Origin of the sequence: Caulobacter sp. BP25 (assembly GCF_002737755.1) — a bacterium.
In the GTDB taxonomy this organism is placed as follows: domain Bacteria; phylum Pseudomonadota; class Alphaproteobacteria; order Caulobacterales; family Caulobacteraceae; genus Caulobacter.
The window spans coordinates 209,556-227,925 of the sequence record NZ_PEGH01000017.1 but is presented as its reverse complement, the minus strand read 5'-3'; the positions used below and the strand labels follow the sequence as shown (position 1 = coordinate 227,925).

The 18,370-nt window shown below is 68.2% G+C and carries 20 protein-coding genes, 1 other RNA gene and 1 pseudogene; 12 read left to right on the top strand and 10 right to left on the bottom strand.

Going from position 1 to position 18,370, the window contains the following annotated elements; all coding sequences use genetic code 11:
- Positions 1-5: 5 nt before the first annotated feature.
- From CSW59_RS11255 to CSW59_RS11245, 3 genes are all read right to left on the bottom strand, one after another.
- Positions 6-434 (bottom strand): DUF6491 family protein, encoded by a 429-nt coding sequence (locus CSW59_RS11255; RefSeq protein WP_099444125.1) that lies wholly within the window; start codon positions 432-434, stop codon positions 6-8.
- 169 nt (positions 435-603) lie between these two features.
- The gene (locus CSW59_RS11250; protein ID WP_099444124.1) at positions 604-1,002 is read right to left on the bottom strand and encodes a DUF6491 family protein; all 399 of its coding nucleotides are present in this window, start codon (positions 1,000-1,002) and stop codon (positions 604-606) included.
- A gap of 143 nt (positions 1,003-1,145) precedes the next feature.
- The gene (locus CSW59_RS11245) at positions 1,146-2,405 is read right to left on the bottom strand and encodes a dicarboxylate/amino acid:cation symporter (protein ID WP_099444123.1); all 1,260 of its coding nucleotides are present in this window, start codon (positions 2,403-2,405) and stop codon (positions 1,146-1,148) included.
- A 320-nt stretch (positions 2,406-2,725) separates the two neighbouring features.
- Here CSW59_RS11245 and CSW59_RS11240 point away from each other — a divergent pair, with 320 nt between their 5' ends.
- Positions 2,726-4,180 (top strand): AMP nucleosidase, encoded by a 1,455-nt coding sequence (locus CSW59_RS11240; protein WP_099444122.1) that lies wholly within the window; start codon positions 2,726-2,728, stop codon positions 4,178-4,180.
- A 126-nt stretch (positions 4,181-4,306) separates the two neighbouring features.
- On the opposite strand, the gene nudC is transcribed toward CSW59_RS11240, so the two are convergent.
- Positions 4,307-5,248 carry an NAD(+) diphosphatase gene (gene nudC / locus CSW59_RS11235; RefSeq protein ID WP_099444121.1) on the bottom strand — a complete coding sequence of 314 codons (942 nt, stop codon included), beginning with the start codon at positions 5,246-5,248 and terminating at the stop codon, positions 4,307-4,309.
- Positions 5,249-5,320: 72 nt separating this feature from the next.
- On the opposite strand from nudC, the gene ffs reads away from it, so the two are divergent.
- The 3 genes from ffs to CSW59_RS11220 all read left to right on the top strand — a co-directional run bounded on the left by ffs (position 5,321) and on the right by CSW59_RS11220 (position 7,802).
- An RNA gene (ffs, locus tag CSW59_RS11230) (signal recognition particle sRNA small type) lies at positions 5,321-5,418 on the top strand.
- Positions 5,419-5,519: 101 nt separating this feature from the next.
- Positions 5,520-7,355, top strand: coding sequence for a DNA polymerase III subunit gamma/tau (locus CSW59_RS11225; protein WP_099444563.1), 1,836 nt, complete (start codon positions 5,520-5,522; stop codon positions 7,353-7,355).
- 117 nt (positions 7,356-7,472) lie between these two features.
- Entirely contained in the window at positions 7,473-7,802 is a 330-nt protein-coding gene (locus tag CSW59_RS11220) for a YbaB/EbfC family nucleoid-associated protein (protein ID WP_099444562.1), read from the top strand.
- Between the two features lie 49 nt (positions 7,803-7,851).
- Here CSW59_RS11220 and CSW59_RS21365 read toward each other — a convergent pair.
- Positions 7,852-7,932: pseudogene (locus CSW59_RS21365) on the bottom strand (hypothetical protein); the annotation flags it as partial.
- 43 nt (positions 7,933-7,975) lie between these two features.
- On the opposite strand from CSW59_RS21365, the gene recR reads away from it, so the two are divergent.
- The 5 genes from recR to CSW59_RS11190 all read left to right on the top strand — a co-directional run bounded on the left by recR (position 7,976) and on the right by CSW59_RS11190 (position 11,938).
- On the top strand, positions 7,976-8,578 hold the full coding sequence (recR, locus tag CSW59_RS11210) for a recombination mediator RecR (RefSeq protein ID WP_099444119.1): 603 nt from the start codon (positions 7,976-7,978) through the stop codon (positions 8,576-8,578).
- Positions 8,579-8,687: 109 nt separating this feature from the next.
- Positions 8,688-8,840 carry a hypothetical protein gene (locus CSW59_RS11205; protein WP_099444118.1) on the top strand — a complete coding sequence of 51 codons (153 nt, stop codon included), beginning with the start codon at positions 8,688-8,690 and terminating at the stop codon, positions 8,838-8,840.
- Positions 8,841-8,893: 53 nt separating this feature from the next.
- On the top strand, positions 8,894-10,192 hold the full coding sequence (locus CSW59_RS11200) for a DNA recombination protein RmuC (protein WP_099444117.1): 1,299 nt from the start codon (positions 8,894-8,896) through the stop codon (positions 10,190-10,192).
- Between the two features lie 8 nt (positions 10,193-10,200).
- Positions 10,201-10,722 carry a peptide deformylase gene (gene def, locus CSW59_RS11195; protein WP_099444116.1) on the top strand — a complete coding sequence of 174 codons (522 nt, stop codon included), beginning with the start codon at positions 10,201-10,203 and terminating at the stop codon, positions 10,720-10,722.
- A 37-nt stretch (positions 10,723-10,759) separates the two neighbouring features.
- A complete protein-coding gene (locus tag CSW59_RS11190; protein ID WP_099444115.1) occupies positions 10,760-11,938 on the top strand; it encodes a sialidase family protein in 1,179 nt (392 codons plus the stop codon).
- A gap of 12 nt (positions 11,939-11,950) precedes the next feature.
- On the opposite strand, the gene CSW59_RS11185 is transcribed toward CSW59_RS11190, so the two are convergent.
- Positions 11,951-12,430, bottom strand: coding sequence for a cupin domain-containing protein (locus CSW59_RS11185; RefSeq protein ID WP_099444114.1), 480 nt, complete (start codon positions 12,428-12,430; stop codon positions 11,951-11,953).
- A gap of 65 nt (positions 12,431-12,495) precedes the next feature.
- Between CSW59_RS11185 and dapE the strand changes: the two genes are divergently transcribed.
- Positions 12,496-13,656, top strand: a complete 1,161-nt coding sequence (dapE, locus tag CSW59_RS11180; RefSeq protein ID WP_099444113.1) for a succinyl-diaminopimelate desuccinylase — start codon at positions 12,496-12,498, stop codon at positions 13,654-13,656.
- Positions 13,657-13,673: 17 nt separating this feature from the next.
- Entirely contained in the window at positions 13,674-14,594 is a 921-nt protein-coding gene (locus CSW59_RS11175) for a glutaminase (protein WP_099444112.1), read from the top strand.
- 127 nt (positions 14,595-14,721) lie between these two features.
- On the opposite strand, the gene truA is transcribed toward CSW59_RS11175, so the two are convergent.
- Positions 14,722-15,465 carry a tRNA pseudouridine(38-40) synthase TruA gene (truA, locus tag CSW59_RS11170; RefSeq protein WP_099444111.1) on the bottom strand — a complete coding sequence of 248 codons (744 nt, stop codon included), beginning with the start codon at positions 15,463-15,465 and terminating at the stop codon, positions 14,722-14,724.
- Positions 15,465-16,391, bottom strand: coding sequence for a methionyl-tRNA formyltransferase (fmt, locus tag CSW59_RS11165; RefSeq protein WP_099444110.1), 927 nt, complete (start codon positions 16,389-16,391; stop codon positions 15,465-15,467). The genes truA and fmt overlap by 1 nt, the downstream gene beginning before the upstream one ends.
- Positions 16,392-16,489: 98 nt before the next feature.
- Here fmt and CSW59_RS11160 point away from each other — a divergent pair, with 98 nt between their 5' ends.
- Positions 16,490-16,813, top strand: a complete 324-nt coding sequence (locus tag CSW59_RS11160) for a cell surface protein (RefSeq protein ID WP_099444109.1) — start codon at positions 16,490-16,492, stop codon at positions 16,811-16,813.
- A gap of 48 nt (positions 16,814-16,861) precedes the next feature.
- Here the strand turns inward: CSW59_RS11160 and dapD are convergent, their stop codons facing one another.
- Both dapD and CSW59_RS11150 read right to left on the bottom strand, forming a co-directional pair.
- A complete protein-coding gene (gene dapD / locus CSW59_RS11155) occupies positions 16,862-17,707 on the bottom strand; it encodes a 2,3,4,5-tetrahydropyridine-2,6-dicarboxylate N-succinyltransferase (protein WP_099444108.1) in 846 nt (281 codons plus the stop codon).
- A complete protein-coding gene (locus tag CSW59_RS11150; protein ID WP_099444107.1) occupies positions 17,704-18,369 on the bottom strand; it encodes a pyrimidine 5'-nucleotidase in 666 nt (221 codons plus the stop codon). The genes dapD and CSW59_RS11150 overlap by 4 nt, the downstream gene beginning before the upstream one ends.
- Between the last annotated feature and the right edge of the window lies 1 nt (position 18,370).

The following is an 18,370-nucleotide window of genomic DNA, read 5'->3' as shown; positions in this document are numbered from 1 at the left end:
GTGGCCTACGGCTGGTCCTTCTTGGGGATCAGCGCGATCTGCTCAGGGGTCAGCTTGGTGATCGTCTTGGCCCGGATCGGGATGGCGACGCCAAAGCCGTCCGACACCCGCAGATCCAGGTCCAAGGGGCTGCAGACGCTGTCCACGCCTCGGACGATCGAGACCAGATGCGAGCCCGGCCAGGTCAGCTGGTTGGAGCCATAGGCCAGATCAACCTTATAGACGTCCTTGCCCCGCACCTTCAGGTACAGGGTGTCCTTGTCGGGAGCCGACCAGCCGCGCCAGTCGGACAGGTAGAAGCATTGGCGAGCGGGCTTGATCGGCTTGGCGGCGGTCGGGGTCTCCTGGGCGGCCGCGACTCCGGCCAGCGACAGGGGGACCGCGATGGCCAGGCCGACCAGCGCGGCGCGCGCGATATGGGCGATCTTGCTCATGACGTCGTCCTCAAAAGTCCCTCGCCGTTGAGATTGGTCCTCGCCGGGGGGCTGTCAAGTTTTTGCTGCCTGTGGAGTCGCGCACGGAAAAACGGCCCGCCTCCGGTGTGGAAGCGGGCCGTTATGGTTCAAGAGCGGCAAAGGGCCATCAGGCCCTGGTGAAGGCTGCCTAGGGGCGAGCTTTCGTCAGCGCGGCGGCTTGTTGCGGCGTCAGCTTGGTGATGGCCTTTGCCTTGAGCAGCATATTCATCCCGGAGGCGTTTTCCACGCGCAGCTCGATGTCTTGCGGTGAGCAAATGCGATCCACGCCGCGCCCCACGGAGGCCAAGCTATAGCCCGGCTGGGTCAGCCCCTGGAAGCCATGAGCGAGGTCCACGCGATAGACATCGTTCGTGCGGCTGGTGACGTAGAGCGTATCCTTGTCGGCGGCCGACCAACCGCGCAAGGCCGAGCGCGCGAGGCATTCTTGCGAAGGCGTGCTCGTTTCCCTGGCGGCCGCGGCGCCCGAGAGCGTCAGCGAGGCCGCGATGCCCAGTCCAACGAGGACGGTAGTGGTGATCTTGCTCACGACGGTCTCCCTCAGGATGATCTAGAATTGAGAATGGCCCCACGTACAACTAAGTCAAGTCTCTTGAAGGCTTGCGCCGTAAGGCAAACGGCCCGCTTCCGGTTTGGAAGCGGGCCGTCTCCTGGCTTCGATGCGAAGGGCGATCAGGCCTTCGCGGCCTGGCTCTCGCCATCGGGTTCGATGTCGTCCAGCTCGCCCTCCCACTTGGCGACCACGGCGGCGGCGACGCTGTTGCCGACGACGTTGGTGGCGCTGCGGCCCATGTCCAGCAGGTGGTCGACGCCCAGGACCAGGGCGATCCAGGCCTCCGGCAGGCCGAAATAGGTGAGGGTGGCCATGATCACCACCAGCGAGGCGCGCGGCACGCCGGCGATGCCCTTGGAGGTCACCATCAAGAGCAGCAGCATGAAGATCTGTTGCTGGACCGTCAGCTCAACCCCGTGCGCCTGGACGATGAACATCGTGGCGAAGGTGCAGTACAGCATCGAGCCGTCGAGGTTGAACGAGTAGCCCAGCGGCAGCACGAACGAGACGATGCGGCGGCGCACGCCCACCTTGGGCAGGTTGTCCAGGATGCGCGGATAGGCCGCTTCGGAGCTGGCGGTCGAGAAGGCCAGCAGGGTCGGGTCGCGGATCACGCCGAACAGCGGGATCACGCGCTTGCCCAGCACCAGCAGGCCGGCGAGGAACAGCAGGGCCCACAGCACGCCCATGGTGGCGTAGAAGCCCAGCACGAACTTGCCGTAGGTGGCCAGCATCGACAGGCCCTGGGTGGCGATGGTCGAGGCCAGGGCGGCGAAGATGGCCAGCGGGGCCAGCTTCATGACGAAGCCGGTGACCTTCAGCATGATCTGGGCGGCCTGCTCGACCAGCTCCAGAACCTGCGGGGCCTTGTCGTCCAGCGCCGCGACGGCGGTGCCGACAAACAGCGAGAAGACGACGATCTGCAGAATCTCGTTCTTGGCCATGGCGTCGAAGATCGAGGTCGGCACCAGGTGGGTGATGAAGCCCTTCAGGGTGAAGGCGTCGGTCGAGGCCGTGGTCTTCATCGCCACATCGACATGGGCCATGTTCAGGCCTGCGCCCGGATCCAGCAGGTGGACCATCAACAGGCCCAGCACCAGCGACACGGCCGAAGCGCCGATGAACCAGGTCATGGTCTTGGCGCCGATCCGGCCCACCGCAGCGGCGTCCTCCATGTGCGCGACGCCGGCCACCAGAGTCGTAAAGACCAGCGGCGCGATGATCATCTTGATCAGGCGCAGGAAGATGTCGGTGATGATCGACAGGTTTTCCGCGGCCGACTTGGCGCCGGCCGGTTCTAGAAACTGGTTGCAACCCCAGCCGACCAGCACCCCGAGGACCATCGCGCCGATGATCAGATAGGCGAAGCGTTTGTTCATTCGGTCCCCCTGGCGCCCTCGCCAAGCTCGGCGGGCGTCGACGGTGTGTCTGTTTGCGAAGAGAACGACGCGCGAGAACGGTCCCGCCGCCATACGCCCCCTTCTTGAGCAATTGCGCCCTTGTGGCCGACGCGAGCGGCTTCGTCCATGCTCTTGAGCTTGCGGCCCGCGGCTTGTCTCGCGTTCAGCGGGATAAACAGGCTGCGGCTTGCTTAAGCGGAAGGCTTCGAGGCGCCCAAAGCGCACGCTAAGTAATAAATCATTCCCATTTGGCGAGGCCGGTGTCTCGCCAATGTCGCGGAACGTCGCTATAAGGCGTCATGTCAAACCAAGAAAAAGCAATCGCCGTCGTCGAACGGCTCAATGACGAATACGAACGCGCCGTCGGCGTCCTGCGCGACGCGCTCCGCGCCTATCTCGAAAACGGAACGCGTCCCGACCCGCAAGCGCGGTTCGATGGCAGCTTCGCCTATCCCGAGCTTCGGCTGACCTATGATCCCGAGGCGCTGCCGCCCAAGCTGGCCCGTTCCTACGCCCGCGTCTCTCGACCGGGGGTCTATTCGACCACGGTCACCAAGCCGGCCCAGTTCAAGGACTATCTGGTCGAGCAGCTGAGCCTTCTGATGGACGATTTTGACGTCGAGATCGAGGTTGGCCGCTCGCGTCAGGAGATCCCCTATCCCTACGTGCTGGACGCCACGATCGACCTGAACCAGGCCGACGTGCGCAGCGAGGACATCGCCCGCTTTTTCCCGACCACGGATCTGGCCTTCATCGGCGACGAGATCGCCGACGGCGTCTGGAGCCCGGCGCTGGAGGAGACGCGGCCGCTGTCGCTGTTCGACGGACTGCGCACCGACTTTTCGCTGGCGCGCCTGAAGCACTATACCGGCGCCCCGGCTGAGGACGTCCAGCAGTTCATCCTGTTCACGAACTACCATCGCTATGTCGACGAGTTCGTGCGCTGGGGCATTGACCAGCTGAAAAAGCCCGACAGCCCCTACACGGCCCTGTCGTGCTCGGGCGGGGTGACGATCACCGCCAATACGGTCAATCCCGAGATGGCGGTGGCGGAGTCGGCCTGGCGCAAGCACCAGATGCCCGCCTATCACCTGATGGCGCCGGGCGGCTCGGGCGTGACCCTGGTCAATATCGGCGTCGGTCCCTCCAACGCCAAGACGATCTGCGACCACCTGGCGGTCCTTCGCCCGCAGGCCTGGCTGATGATCGGCCACTGCGGCGGCCTGCGCGACACCCAGACCATCGGCGACTACGTCCTGGCCCACGCCTATCTGCGCGACGACCACGTGCTGGACGCGGTGCTGCCGCCGGAAATCCCGGTCCCGTCGATCGCCGAGGTGCAGCGCGCCCTCTATGACGCGGCCAAGGCGATCAGCGGCGATAGCGGCGACCAGCTGAAGAAGCGCCTGCGCACCGGCACCGTCGTCACCACCGACGACCGCAACTGGGAGCTTCGCCACAGCCTGTCGGCCCTGCGCTTCAACCAGAGCCGCGCGGTGGCGATCGACATGGAAAGCGCGACCATCTCGGCCCAAGGCTACCGCTTCCGGGTGCCGTACGGGACGCTGCTGTGCGTGTCCGACAAGCCGCTGCATGGCGAGATCAAGCTGCCCGGCCAGGCCAACGCCTTCTACGAGCGCGCGATTAGCCAGCACCTGCAGATCGGGATTCTGGCGTGCCAGCTCCTGTACGCCGAAGGCCCGAACCTACACTCGCGCAAGCTGCGGGCCTTCGACGAGCCGCCGTTCAGATAATCGGCACGCTCAGCAGGCCCCCACCGGATCGCTGCGCGATCGTCCGCCCCCAGCGGGGGCGGAAGGTGATCCTTCTTCCCCCTCTGGGGGAGGAGGGCCGCAGGCCCGGAGGGGGCGAGTAGTCGCCTACCCCTCCGCCCAGGCCTTGATCAGCTGGTGGGCGATCGCCAGGGCCGGTGGGGCGAAGAGGCCGTCCTCGAACTCGCCCTTCATCAGGCGGATCGCCTCTTCCTTGGTGAACCAGCGGACCTCTTCCAGCTCGGTCTGGTCCGGCGCGGCCTTGTCGCTGTCGACGTCGGCGGTCATGCCGATCATCAGAGAGGACGGCCATGGCCAAGGCTGACTGGAGTGGTAGCGCACGGCGGTCGCCTTCAGGCCGGCCTCTTCCTCCAGTTCGCGCGCGCAGGCCTCTTCCATGGTCTCGCCGGGTTCGATGAAGCCGGCCAGGGCCGAGAACATCCCTGGCGGCCACGCGGCCTGGCGGCCCAACAGGCACTTGCCGTCATGAACAGCCAGCATGATCGCCACCGGGTCGGTGCGCGGGAAGTGCTCGGCGTCGCAGGCGGGGCAGACGCGCTTCCAGCCGCCGTCGGCGACCTCGGTCTTCTGGCCGCAGGCGCTGCACCAGCGATGGCGGCGGCGCCATTCGAACATCGACTTAGCCGTGGCCAGGATGCCGGCGTCGGCCGGCGGCATGCTGGCCGCCGCGCCGCGAAGCTCCTCGAAGCGGCCCAGCCCCTGCAGCGGCCCCTCGGCCGGATCGGCCGGGCCCTCGATATCGACCGCGAAGACCGCGATGTCCTTCCAGAGGCCCATGTACAACAGCTTTTCCGAGCCGCCGGCCAGGTCCTGGGCCATGTCGGCGCGCAGATAAGCGATCTGCACGCCCTTGGGCTTGCCGTCGGCGTCCAGAATGTCCTCGACCAGCGGCTTGCCGTTCCATAGCGCCACGGCCAGCGATTCAGGATCGGCCAGCTTTTCGGCGAGGAAGGCCGCATCGCCCCGTCGCTCGCTGTCGCGGTTCAGGGGGTTGCCGGCGAAGGTGTTGGTGATGATCGAGAGGGCCATAAGTGACTCTCTAGCGCGGCCTTTGGGAATCGTCAGCCTTGCATCCTTCGCGATGAGTCGCGATATAGGCCTCGGAGATCGGCTCGGACGAAGTCCTCGCCAACCTGGTCAGGGCCGGAAGGCAGCAGCCACAACGAGATCCCCTTCGGGTCGCTGTCCGGTCTCCACCTTCCCAAAATCCCCTATAATCCAAGACAAATCTGTCAGCAGATGTGCGTCCTGGCAGGCGCGAGGCTTTTGCTGCGCCCTTCGCCCCACTACACTGATGGCCATGGCCGATCACGACGATCTCTCGACCGATTCCGCGCCGCCGTGGGACGAAGAGCCCGCTGAACGCGACGAGAACACCGCCGACATCTTCGGCGGACCTCCGGCCGCGCCGGTCGCGGCGGCGGAAGAGGCGCGTCCGCTCGTCCAGGATCCGCCCGCCGAGACCGGCGACGCCTACACCGTGCTGGCGCGCAAGTACCGCCCGCGCACCTTCGAGGACCTGATCGGCCAGGAGGCCATGGTCCGCACCCTGGCCAACGCGTTCTCCACGGGCCGCATCGCCCACGCCTTCATGCTCACCGGCGTTCGCGGGGTCGGCAAGACCACGACCGCCCGCCTCCTGGCCCGGGCGCTCAACTACGAGACCGACACCGTCAAGGGCCCCTCGGTCGACCTGACCACCGAGGGCTACCACTGCCGCTCGATCATCGAGGGCCGGCACATGGACGTGCTGGAGCTGGACGCCGCCAGCCGCACCAAGGTCGACGAGATGCGCGAGCTGCTGGACGGGGTGCGCTACGCCCCGGTCGAGGCGCGCTACAAGGTCTACATCATCGACGAAGTGCACATGCTGTCGACGGCGGCGTTCAACGCCCTGCTGAAGACGCTGGAAGAGCCGCCGCCGCACGCCAAGTTCATCTTCGCCACCACTGAGATCCGCAAGGTCCCGGTGACGATCCTGTCGCGCTGCCAGCGCTTCGACCTGCGCCGGGTCGAGCCGGACGTGCTGGTCAAGCACTTCGACCGCATCTCGGCCAAGGAAGGCGCGCGGATCGAGATGGACGCCCTGGCCCTGATCGCCCGCGCGGCCGAGGGCTCGGTGCGTGACGGTCTTTCGCTGCTCGACCAAGCCATCGTCCAGACCGAGCGTGGGGCGACGGTCACCACCACGGTGGTGCGCGACATGCTGGGCCTGGCCGATCGGGGCCAGACCATCGCGCTCTACGAGCACGTCATGGCCGGCAAGACCAAGGACGCGCTGGAAGGTTTCCGGGCTCTGTGGGGCTTCGGCGCCGATCCGGCCGTGGTGATGCTCGATGTTCTGGACCACTGCCACGCCTCGGCTGTGTCGAAGGCGCTGGGGCCTGACGCCCTGTCGATGCCCAAGGAGCAGGCCGCGCGCCTGGCCGCCATCGGGGCTCACACCTCGGCCGGCACGTTGTCGCGGCTTTGGCAGATGCTGCTGAAGGCCCATGAGGAAGTCCGCCGCGCCCCCGACGCCATGGCCGCGGCCGAGATGGCCCTGATCCGCCTGTGCTACGCCGCCGACCTGCCCGGTCCGGAAGAGGCGCTGAAAGCCCTGCGTGACGGCGCCCCGATCGGCGGCGGCGGTCCTGGCGGCGGCGTCTCGGTCGGCGGCGGCGGTTCGTCGGGCGGCGCGGCCTCGGCCCACGCCCCGATGACCATGGCCGCGCCCGGCGCCCAGGCCATGCCGGTGGTGGCCTCGTTCGACGACGTGATGGCCCTGATCGCCGCCAAGCGCGACATCGGCCTGCGCCTGGACGTCGAGCAGTATGTCCGCCCGATCAACTTCCGGCCCGGCGCCCTCACCTTCGAGGCCGCCCCCGGCGCGCCTGGAAATCTGGCGGGGCGCCTGGTTCGCTTCCTGAAGGAGCACACCGGCCAGCCGTGGCTGGTGGCGGCCGAGGGCGGCGGCGGGGCCGAAAGCCTGATGGAGCGCCAGAAGCGCGAGGAGCGCGAGGCGCTGGAGCAGATCAAGAAGGATCCGTTCGTCGCCTCGGTGCTGTCGGCCTTCCCCGGCGCCGAGATCGTCGAGATCCGCAAGGTCCTCACGCCTGAGGCCGCGCCGCTGGAGCCGGACGAGGAAGAGGGCTGACAAAGGAAGCTGTCATCCCGGGCCAGCGCAGCGCAGACCCGGGACCACGGCGAGCGCCGGCGTATCCGGCGGTCCCGGCTTTCGCCGGGATGACAAGTAGGTTTGGAGACCAAGACCATGAAAGACCTCGGCGGCCTGATGAAGCAGGCCCAGGCCATGCAACAGAAGCTCCAGGACGCCCAGATGCGCCTGGCCGAGACCACTGTCGATGGCACCTCGGGCGGCGGCATGGTCACCGTCACCCTGATGGGCAATGGCGAACTGGTGCGGGTGCTGATGGACGAGAGCCTGGTGCAGCCGGGCGAGGGCGAGGTGATCGCCGACCTGATCATCGCCGCCCACGCCGACGCCAAGAAGAAGCTCGACGCCAAGCAGGCCCAGCTGATGCAGGAAGCCGCCGGTCCGATGGCGGGCCTGATGGGCGGCCTGCCTGGGATGAAGTTCTAGGGCCCCGCGCTTCAACACCCTCGTCATCCCGGAAGCCTCGAAGAGGCTATCCGGGACCCAGGGGCCGGCGCAGTGTGGTTGCCCCTGGGTCCCGGCTCTCCGCTTCGCTGCGGCCGGGATGACGATAGAATAAATGCTTCGTCGCCGTGCGGCGCGAAGCCGAAAAGGACCTGATGGCCGCCTCCGCCGGACCCGAGATCGAGCGCCTGATCGCCCTGCTGTCCAAGCTGCCGGGGCTGGGACCGCGCTCGGGCCGGCGGGCGGCCCTGGCCCTGCTGAAGAAGCGCGACACCCTGCTCGCGCCGCTGGCCCTGGCCATGGCCGAGGCCCAGGCCAAGGTTCGCACCTGCTCTACCTGCGGCTCGCTGGACGTCACCGACCCCTGCGCCGTCTGCGCCGACGGTTCCCGCGACAGCCGCCTGCTGTGCGTGGTCGAGGAGGTCGGCTCGGTCTGGGCGATGGAGCGCGGCGGCTCGTTCAAGGGCCGCTACCATGTGCTGGGCGGGCTGCTGTCGGCCTTGGACGGCGTCGGGCCCGAGGCCCTGCGGATCGGCGAGCTGGTCGCGCGGGTCGGGGGCGGCGAGGTGGCCGAGGTGATCCTGGCTCTGCCGGCCACGGTCGACGGCCAGACGACCGCGCATTACATCGCCGACCGCCTGGCCCAGACGAACGTGCCGGTGACCATGCTGGCGCGCGGCGTGCCCGTGGGCGGCGACCTCGACTGGCTGGACGACGGCACCATCGCCCAGGCCCTGCGCGCGCGGCGACCGGCCTGACGAAATCCAGTCGACGGGTCGGAAATCCGGCTGACAGTCCCGCTTTCCCGCGCCAAGCTCCTTGCCATCGCGTTGGGACCGCCGACGCGACAGTGGAGGGATAGATTAAATGAGCACGCCCGAGGACAAGGCCCCCGAGGCCGAGATCGAAGCCCCGCACGTCGCCAAGGTCGGCGTGCACGACAAGGGCCACAACGTGACCAGCTTCAACGAGGAGCCGATCAACGGCCTGATCGCCGACATCGCCGACGGCGACGAGTGATCGTTAGGGGCGGCGGCCTTTATGCCGCCGCCGACTCCCGGTAGGAACGGAGCATGAACTTCTCCGATCCGTTTTTGATCCTGGCCCTTGTCTTCGCCCTGGCCGCCGTGGCGCTGGGGCTGTGGGCCGTGAGCGCTCAACGCCGCGCCGCCAAGGCCGAGGCGGAAGCCTGGCTGCTGAACGAGCGCCTGGCCCAGGCCGAGGAGCGCCACCGCCTGCTTGAGGACCAGAGCGCCACCCAGATCGAGCTGATCAAGGCCCAGGCGGCCCAGAGCGCCAACGCGATCGCCGAGCAGTTGATCAAGCGCGCCGACGAGAACGCCAAGAGCCGCGAGCGCCTGGCCGAGGCCCGGCTGGAGGCCCAGCTGAAGCCGGTCGCCGAAACCCTGGCCAAGTTCGAGGCCCAGGTGAACGCCGTCGAGAAGGTCCGCGCCGAGGAGACCGGCGGCCTCAAGGCCCAGATCGCGGCCCTGCTGGAGGCTTCGACCGCCACCCAGGCCGAGGCTCGCAAGCTGTCGGCCGCCCTGCGGCGCGGCGCCGGCGTCCAGGGCCGCTGGGGCGAGCAGACGCTCCGTAACGTGCTTGAGGCCGCCGGCCTCAACAGCCGCTTCGATTTCCAGGAGCAGTTCAGCGTCGACAGCGACGAGGGCCGCCGCCGTCCCGACGTCAAGGTCACCTTGCCGGGCGGCGGCGTGTTCGTGATCGACGCCAAGTGCTCGCTGAACGCCTTCCTCGAGGCGCAGGACGCCACCGACGAGGCGCTGCGCGAGGCGGCCATGGCTCGCCACGCCGCCAGCGTCCGCGCCCACATGCAGGGCCTGTCGTCCAAGGCCTATTGGGACCAGTTCAACGCCGAGGGCTCGCCCGACTTCGTGGCCATGTTCGTGCCGGGCGACGGTTTCCTGGCGGCCGCTCTGGACCGCCTGCCCGAGCTGATGGCCGAGGCCATGGACCGCCGCGTGGTGCTGGTCACGCCCACGACCCTGTTCGCCCTCTGCAAGGCCGTCGCCTATGGCTGGCGGGCCGAAGACCAGGCCAAGAACGCAGCCCGCATCGTCGAGGTCGGCCGCGAGCTCTACAAGCGCGTGTCGGTCATGGGCGCCCACGCCGGCGCCATGGGCAAGGCGCTGGAGAGCGCGGTGGGCAAGTACAACCAGTTCGTCGGCTCTCTGGAGAGCCAGGTCCTGACCCAGGCGCGCCGGTTCGAGGACCTCTCCGTCGACCACGAGGGCAAGAAGATCGACGAGCCCGCGATAGTGGAGCAGGGCGTGCGTCCTCTCACGAAGTTGAGCGCCGAGCCGGCCGTGGGGCAATCTCCCACCTTGACCCTCGGAAATGACGCGCCTACCTGACGAACATCATGGCTATCCGTCGCATCCTCACCGTCGATAACGCCGCCGACCTGGCGGTCCTGAAGAAGATTTCTACCCCGGTGGAGGTCGTCACCGACGAACTGCGCGCCCTGATGGATGACATGCTGGAGACCATGTACGACGCGCCTGGCATCGGCCTGGCCGCCGTGCAGATCGGCGAGCCGGTGCGAGTCATCACCATGGACCTGGCCCGCGAGGGCGAGGAGCCGGCCCCGCGCTACTTTGTGAACCCCGAGATCCTGTCGAGCTCGGAAGAAGCCTTCGTCTACGAGGAAGGCTGCCTGTCGGTGCCGGAGTATTTCGACGAGGTCGAGCGTCCGGCCAAGGTCACCCTGCGCTACTTGAACTACCAGGGCGAGACGGTCGTCGAGGAGGCCGAGGGCCTGTTCGCCGTCTGCATCCAGCACGAGATGGACCACCTGGAAGGCGTCCTGTTCATCGACCACCTCTCGCGCCTGCGCCGCGACCGCGCCATCGCCAAGGTCAAGAAGGCGCGCCGGGCGGCTTAAGGCTGGTCAGCGGCTGATCGTTCGGGAGGCCGCGCTCATGTTCAAGATCCTGGCGGCCAGCCTGGCGATCACCTTCATGGGCGCCGCACCGGCGTCCGCGCCCTATGCGATCAAGTCGGGCCTGTTCCAGGCGGGGGAGGCGGACCTTGGGCTGGAAGCCGCGCCCGGCTCCGAAACCTTTACGATCTTTGCCCCCGGTCCCGAGACCGAGAAATTCAGCAACGGCGTGGTGCTGATCCCGTTCAATGGAAAGCTCTATGCCCAATGGCAGAGTTCGGCACGCGACGAGGACTCGACCGACACCTGGGTCGCGTACAGTGTCAGCGACGACGGTCGCGCCTGGAGCCAGCCCAAGACACTCGCGTCCGCTGGCACAAACGGCCTGATGCGCTCGAGCGGCGGCTGGTGGACGGACGGCCGGACGCTGGTCGCCTACGCCAATGTCTGGCCCGAGGGCTTCCAATCGGGCGCCGGCGGCTACACCGAGTATCGAACCAGTCGGGACGGGCTAACCTGGAGCTCTCCGCGTCGGGTGCTGGGCGTTGACGGCCAGCCGATCGAGGGCGTGATCGAGCAGGATCCCCACCTGATCGACGGGCGGGTATTCACGGCCTTTCATCTGCGGCCGGGCATGATCGCCCAGCCCTTCCACACTGATGATCCCCTGGGCGTCACGGGCTGGACGCAAGGGCGGATGACCAACCTGCCGCGCGACGTCTCGACCGCCGCCGCCCCGCACGAACGCCGCCTCAGCCGCGAGATCGAGCCCAGCCTGTTCCGCCGCGCTGACGGCTGCGTGGTCATGGTGTTCCGCGACGAGGAGCTGAGCTTCCGCCAGTTGGCGTCGGCAAGCTGCGATCGGGGCGCGACCTGGAACACGCCCGTTTTGACCGACATGCCTGACGCGCGCGCCAAGCAGAGCGCCGGCAACCTGCCGGACGGTTCGGCCTATCTGGTCAACGCCCCCAACAGCGCCCGGCCCCGGATCCCCCTGGCCGTGACGGTCAGTCGCGACGGCCGACTCTTCGATCGCAGCTGGAAGCTGCGCGGCCAGGCCGACCTGCAGCCGCTGCGCTTTGAGGGTCAGTACAAGCGGCCCGGCTATCACTATCCCAAGAGCGTGGTCTGGAATGGCTGGCTCTATGTCGGCTACGCCGCCAACAAGGAGGACGTGCAGGTGACGCGCGTTCCCATTGAGGCGCTCAAGTCGCGCTGACGCTCAGAGCCGTTATCGCGTCCGACCTGTCTCCGTCTCATACGGCGTCCCATCCCGATGGCGGTAGCCGCTCTCCCCCTCCCGCAGCACCAGGTCGATATCCGGATAGTCACATCCGTCCTCACCGGGCCGCCGCGACCCCACCTCCAGCAGCAGCACGTCGCGATCCGAACGGTTCTGAAAGCAGTGCCCGTTCGCCACCCCGGCCTTGAAGCCCGCGCAGTCGCCGGCCTTGAGCACCGTCTCGCCGTCATTGTCGACCAGCACCACCTCGCCCTCGACGACCCAGGTGAACTCGTCCTCGGCCGTGTGCCAGTGGCGCTGGCTGGACCATTGGCCCGGCGGCAGGCGCAGCAGGTTGACGCCGAACTGGGTGAGGCCGACCGCGTCGCCCAGCTTGGTGCGATGACGGCCCACGCAAGGCGCGTTGAACGGCGGCGGATAGCCCGTGCCGACGCGCGTGGGAGCCGAGGCGAGATTGATCTTGGGCATGGGCGGTCCGTGGAAGAGCTTTGCCGGGTTTGCGTCGGACGGAAGGGAAGCCTAAAGGCAAGATTATGAACAGCCCCGCGCCCGTTTCCGTCAGCATTGATCCCGTCGAGCTCGCCCAGGCCCTGATCCGACGTCCGTCGGTGACCCCGGCCGACGCGGGCGCGATGGACACGCTGCAGCGCCAGCTAGAGGCCCTGGGCTTCGCCTGCCGCCGGATGAAGTTCGGCGAGATCGAGAACCTGTACGCCCGGCGCGGGACGGCGCGACCGAACCTGTGCTTCGCCGGCCATACCGACGTGGTGCCCGTGGGCGATGACGCGGCGTGGACCGCCGGGCCGTTCGAAGCCGAGATCAAGGACGGGGTGCTGTACGGCCGCGGCGCGGTCGACATGAAGTCCGCGATCGCCGCCTTCGTCGCCGCCGTCGCTAAGGTTCCCGACCATCCCGGCTCGATCAGCTTCCTGATCACCGGCGACGAGGAGGGCGTGGCCGAGGACGGCACCGTCAAGGTCGTCGAGGCCCTGGCCGCCGAGGGCGAGATCATCGACCATTGCATCGTCGGCGAGCCGACTTCGGCCAATCTGCTGGGCGACATGGTCAAGATCGGCCGGCGCGGCAGCATCAACGCCTGGATCACGGTCGAGGGCCGCCAGGGCCACGTGGCCTATCCGCACCGGGCGGCCAACCCGATCCCGGTGCTTGTCGATATCCTGTCGTCCCTGAAGGCGCGGGTGCTCGACGAGGGCTATACCGGCTTCCAGCCGTCGAACCTGGAAGTGACCACGATCGACGTCGGCAACACCGCCACTAACGTCATCCCCGCCGCCGCCAAGGCGCGGGTGAACATCCGCTTCAACCCGGCCCACAAGGGCAAGGACCTGGCCGCCTGGATCGAGGCCGAGTGCGCCAAGGCTGCGGAAGGTTTCGACGGGACCGCCAGCGCCCTGTGCAAGATCAGCGGCGAAGCGTTCTTGACCGAGCCGGGCGATTTCACCGACGTGATCGTGGCCGCCGTGACCGACGCGACCGGCCGCGCGCCGGAGCTGTCCACCACCGGCGGCACCAGCGACGCTCGTTTCATCCGCGCCCTGTGCCCGGTCGTCGAGTTCGGCCTGGTCGGCTCGACCATGCACCAGGTCGACGAGCGGGTCCCGGTCGAGGAGGTCCGCCAGCTGGCCGGCGCCTACGAGGCCCTGATCGGCCGCTACTTCGCGGCGTTCGCCTGACCTGGACGGGGACGAGAATGAAGGCGCTCTCGATCCCCGACGTCCTGGCCGAGGTGGCCGTGCTGGTGAAGCCGCACTTCGGCAAGGGCAGACCCGCCGACTACATCCCGCAACTGGCCAGCGTGCCGGGGACCAAGTTCGGCATGGCCGTGCGCACGCTCGACGGCGGCGAGCACGTGGTCGGCGACGCCGACGAGGCCTTTTCGCTGCAGAGCATCACCAAGGTCCTGGCCTTGGGCCTCGCGCTCAACCGGATCGGCGACGAGATCTGGACCCGCGTCGGCAAGGAGCCGTCGGGCACGCCGTTCAACCACCTCTCCCTGCTGGAGGCCGAGCGGGGCGTGCCGCGCAACCCGTTCATCAATGCCGGCGCCCTGGCGGTGACGGACGTGCTGATGAACGTCACCCGCGACCCGGCCGCCCTGGTCCGCGACTTCGCCGGCTTCCTGTGCGACGAGCGATTGGAGATCGACCCGGCCGTCGCCGCCTCGGAACTGGCCCACGCCTGGCAGAACCGCGCCATCGCCAGCCTGATGCGCGGCCAGGGCACGATCGAGCACGAGCCGGAGGCGGTGGTCGCCGCCTACAGTCGCCAGTGCGCCCTAACCATGAGCTGCCGCCAGCTGGCGCGGGCCTTCCTGCCCCTGGCGGCGGGCGGCTTCTCGCCGGTGGCGCAGGAGACGATCTTTCCCGACCGCCTGACCCGCCGGCTGAACGCCCTGCTGCTGACCTGCGGCATCTATGACAGCGTCGGCAGCTTCGCCTATCGCGTGGGCCTGCCGGCCAAGAGCGGGGTTGGTGGCGGGATCGTGGCGGTGGTCCCCGGCAAGGCGACGGTGGCGGTCTGGTCGCCGGAGCTGGATCGCTTCGGCACCAGCGTGGTCGGCGCGGCGGCGCTGGAGGCCTTCAGCCAGATCACGAATTGCTCGGTGCTGTAGGGCAGGTCACTCGCCCCCTCCGCGCCTTCGGCGCTCCTCCCCCAGAGGGGGAAGAAGGAGCCGGATCACCTTCCGCCCCCCTCTGGGGGCGGACGACCGCGAAGCGGTCAGGTGGGGGCCTGCGGCGCTAGTCCCCATACCCCACGCCCACCAGATAAAGCCCATCCGCCGGCGCCACGGGCCCGCACTCGCGCCGATCCCGCGCCTCCAGCGCCGCCTTGACGTCGTCCACCGTCCAACGCCCCGCGCCGACCTCGACCAGGGTGCCGGTCATCGAGCGCACCTGGCGATGCAGGAACGAGCGCGCCTCGAAATCGAGATGGATTTCCTCGCCGACCCGGCGCACGCGGGCGACGTCCAGAGTCTTCACCGGGCTCTTGGACTGGCAGTGCATGTCACGGAAGGTCGTGAAGTCGTGCAGGCCGACCAGATGCTGGGCGGCGGCGTGCATGGCCTCGTGGTCGAGGTCCTTCTTCATGTGCCAGACGCGGCCCTTGTCCAGCGCCGGCGGGGCGCGGCGGTTCAGGATCCGGTACAGGTAGCGCCGCTCATTGGCCGAGAACCGCGCGTGCCAGTCTCCTTCCGCCACCTCGGCCGAGAGGATCGAGACCGCCTCGCGGGTCAGGTGGGCGTTGAGGGCGTTGAACACCGTCTGGGCCGGCCAGTCCTTTTCGAGGTCGACATGGACGACCTGGCCGGTGGCGTGGACGCCGGTGTCGGTGCGGCCGGCGGCGGCGATGCGCACCTCTTGCCCGCAGAAGGCCTTCACCGCCGCCTCGATCGCCCCCTGCACGCTGGGCAGGGTCGCCTGGGCCTGGAACCCCGCATAGGGGCGGCCGTCATACTCGACGAGGAGGCGGTAGCGGGGCATCAGGCCAGCACGGTCCCAGCCGCGATCGGGAAGCCGCGCGTGAAGGTCTGTGCGTCCTGGACGCCCTTGCCCTCGCGCTGGGCCTTCAGCAGGCGGATGGAGCCCTCACCGCAGGCGATCAGCAGGGCGTCGTCCAGGGTGGTTCCCGCCGCGCCGGAAGCCGTCTCGACCCGCGACAGCAGGGCCTTCACCCGGACGGGACCCTTGTCGGACTGCGCCTCGAACCAGGCGCCGGGGAAGGGCGAGAGGCCGCGGATATGGCGATCAACCTCGATGGCCGGGCGGGTCCAGTCGATGCGGGCCTCGGCCGATTTGATCTTCTTGGCGTAGGTGACGCCCTCTTCGGCCTGAGGCGTCTCGCGGACGACCTCGCGCTCGATGGCGGCCAGGGCCACGGGCAGCAGGCGCGCGCCGGTGGCGGCCAGCTTGTCGTGCAGGGTGGCGGCGGTGTCGTCGTCTTCGATGGCGACCTGCTGCGACATCAGGATCGGACCCTCGTCGAGGCCCTCGCTCATCCGCATAACCTGGACGCCGGTGACGAGGTCGCCAGCCATGATCGCCCGCTGGATCGGCGCGGCCCCGCGCCAGCGCGGCAGCAGGCTGGCGTGCAGGTTGAAACAGCCGTGGGTCGGGGCCTCTAGCACATCCTTCACCAGGATCTGGCCGAAGGCGACCACGACGGCGGCGTCGAGGTCCAGCGCCTGGAAGGCTTCGATCTCCTCGGGGGCCTTCATCGAGACCGGCGTGCGGACCGGCAGGCCCAGGCCCTCGGCGAAAGCGTGGACGGGTGAGGGCTTCAAGTCCTGGCCGCGCCCGCGCGGGGCTGGCGGCTGCGAATAGACGCAGACGATCTCATGGCCGGAGGCGACGAGTTCGGCGAGGCAGGTGACGGCGAAATCGGGTGTGCCGAGGAAGGCGATGCGCATGGCGGGGGTTTAGACGTCTCTGGCCGTCGCGAAAAGCCGGAGTCGGAACCTGCGCCTTGGGGCCTCGTTATTCAGGCGACCCAAGAAGGAGCACGACCATGCGTTCCAAGCTGATGCTGATCGCCGCCGCCGCCGCCCTGTCGCTCGCCGCCTGCTCGCAGGAGCACGCCGCCGAGGTGAAGGAAGGCGCCAAGGCCGCCGCCGCCGACGTCAAGGACGCCGCCAAGGCCATCGCCAACGATCCGGACGTCAAGGAAGCCGGGACCGCGATCAAGGAAAGCGCCAAGGAGACCGGCGCGGAGCTGAAGGAAGCCGCCGGTGAGGCCGGCCAAGAACTCAAGCAAGCCGGCAGGGACCTGAAGCAGGACGCCAAGGAAGGCGCGGCGCAGAGCGAGAGGCAGTTGAACCAGGCGGCGAAGTAGGGGTCGCCAGTTCCTCCCCCGCGACGCGGGGGAGGAACTAAGCCGCCATCAATCCCGCAGCAGGTCGTTGATGCTCGTCTTCGACCGGGTCTGCGCATCTACCGTTTTCACGATCACCGCGCAGTAGAGGCTGGGGCCGCCGTTCGGGTCGGGCAGGCTGCCGGGGACCACGACGCTGTAGGGCGGGACCTTGCCGATATGGACCTGGCCGGTCTTGCGGTCGACGATCTTCGTCGAGGCGCTGATGAAGACGCCCATCGACAGCACCGAGCCTTCGCCGACGACCACGCCCTCGACGACTTCCGAGCGGGCGCCGATGAAGCAGTTGTCCTCGATGATGGTCGGGTTGGCCTGCAGGGGCTCCAGTACGCCGCCGATGCCGACGCCGCCCGACAGGTGGACGTTCTTGCCGATCTGAGCGCACGAGCCGACCGTCACCCAGGTGTCGACCATCGTGCCTTCATCGACATAGCCGCCGATGTTCACGAACGAGGGCATCAGGATCACGTTCTTGCCGATATGGGCGCCGCGGCGGACGATGGCCCCCGGCACGGCGCGGAAGCCGCCGGCTTCGAACTGCGGGGCGTCCCAGCCGTCGAACTTGTTGGCCACCTTGTCCCACCACGGGCCGACGCCGCCGCCCAGCGCGCCCGAGCGCATCACGGTGTTGGGGTTCAGGCGGAACGACAGCAGCACGGCCTTCTTCAGCCATTGATGCGTGACCCACTCGCCGTCGATCTTCTCGGCGACGCGGGCCTCGCCGCTGTCGAGCAGCCGGAGCGCCTCCTCGACGGCTGTGCGGACCGGGCCCGTGGTGGCGGTCGAGACGTCGGCGCGGGCTTCCCAGGCGGCTTCGATCTCGGTTTGCAGATCAGACAGGCTGACGGCGGTCATTGCGGGCTTCCTTGCAGGCGGGCCGAGCTCAGGAACTCAGCGAGGTCGGGAGTGCGGAAATGGACGTGTTCGGAGGTCGAGGCCGCCGCGTGCGGGCCGACCAGAACCGTGGTCATGCCGATGCGCGAAGCCGGAACGAGGTTCTTTTCGCTGTCCTCGAAGAAGGCGGTCATCGGCGGGTCGATGGCGTGCAGCTTGCAGATCTTGTCGAAGGTGGCGAGCGCGGGCTTGGGCACATAGTCCGCCGTCTCGATTGCGAAGACTTCCGAGAAGAGGTCTCGAAGCTCAAGGTGCGTCAGCACCCGCTCGGCGTGGCCCAGCGAGCCGTTGGTGAAGATCAGCCGGCGGCCGGGCAGACGAGCGATCGCCGCGCGCAGGGCCGGATCGGGCGTCAACCGGTCCATCTCTACGTCATGGACCTCATCGAGAAAGCGCTTGGGCTCGAGGCCGTGGTTGATCATCAGCCCGGCCAGGGTGGTGCCGTGCTCGGTGAAGTAGCTGTGCTGCAGCGCGCGCGCTTCGTCGCGGGGCAGGCCCGTCTCGCGCTGGACGAAGTCGGTCATCTTGGCCTCGATCAGCCCCATGAACTCGCTTTCCAACGGGTACAGGGTGTTGTCGAGGTCGAAGAGCCAGGTGTCGACGTGGGTGAGGTCGGCCGACATC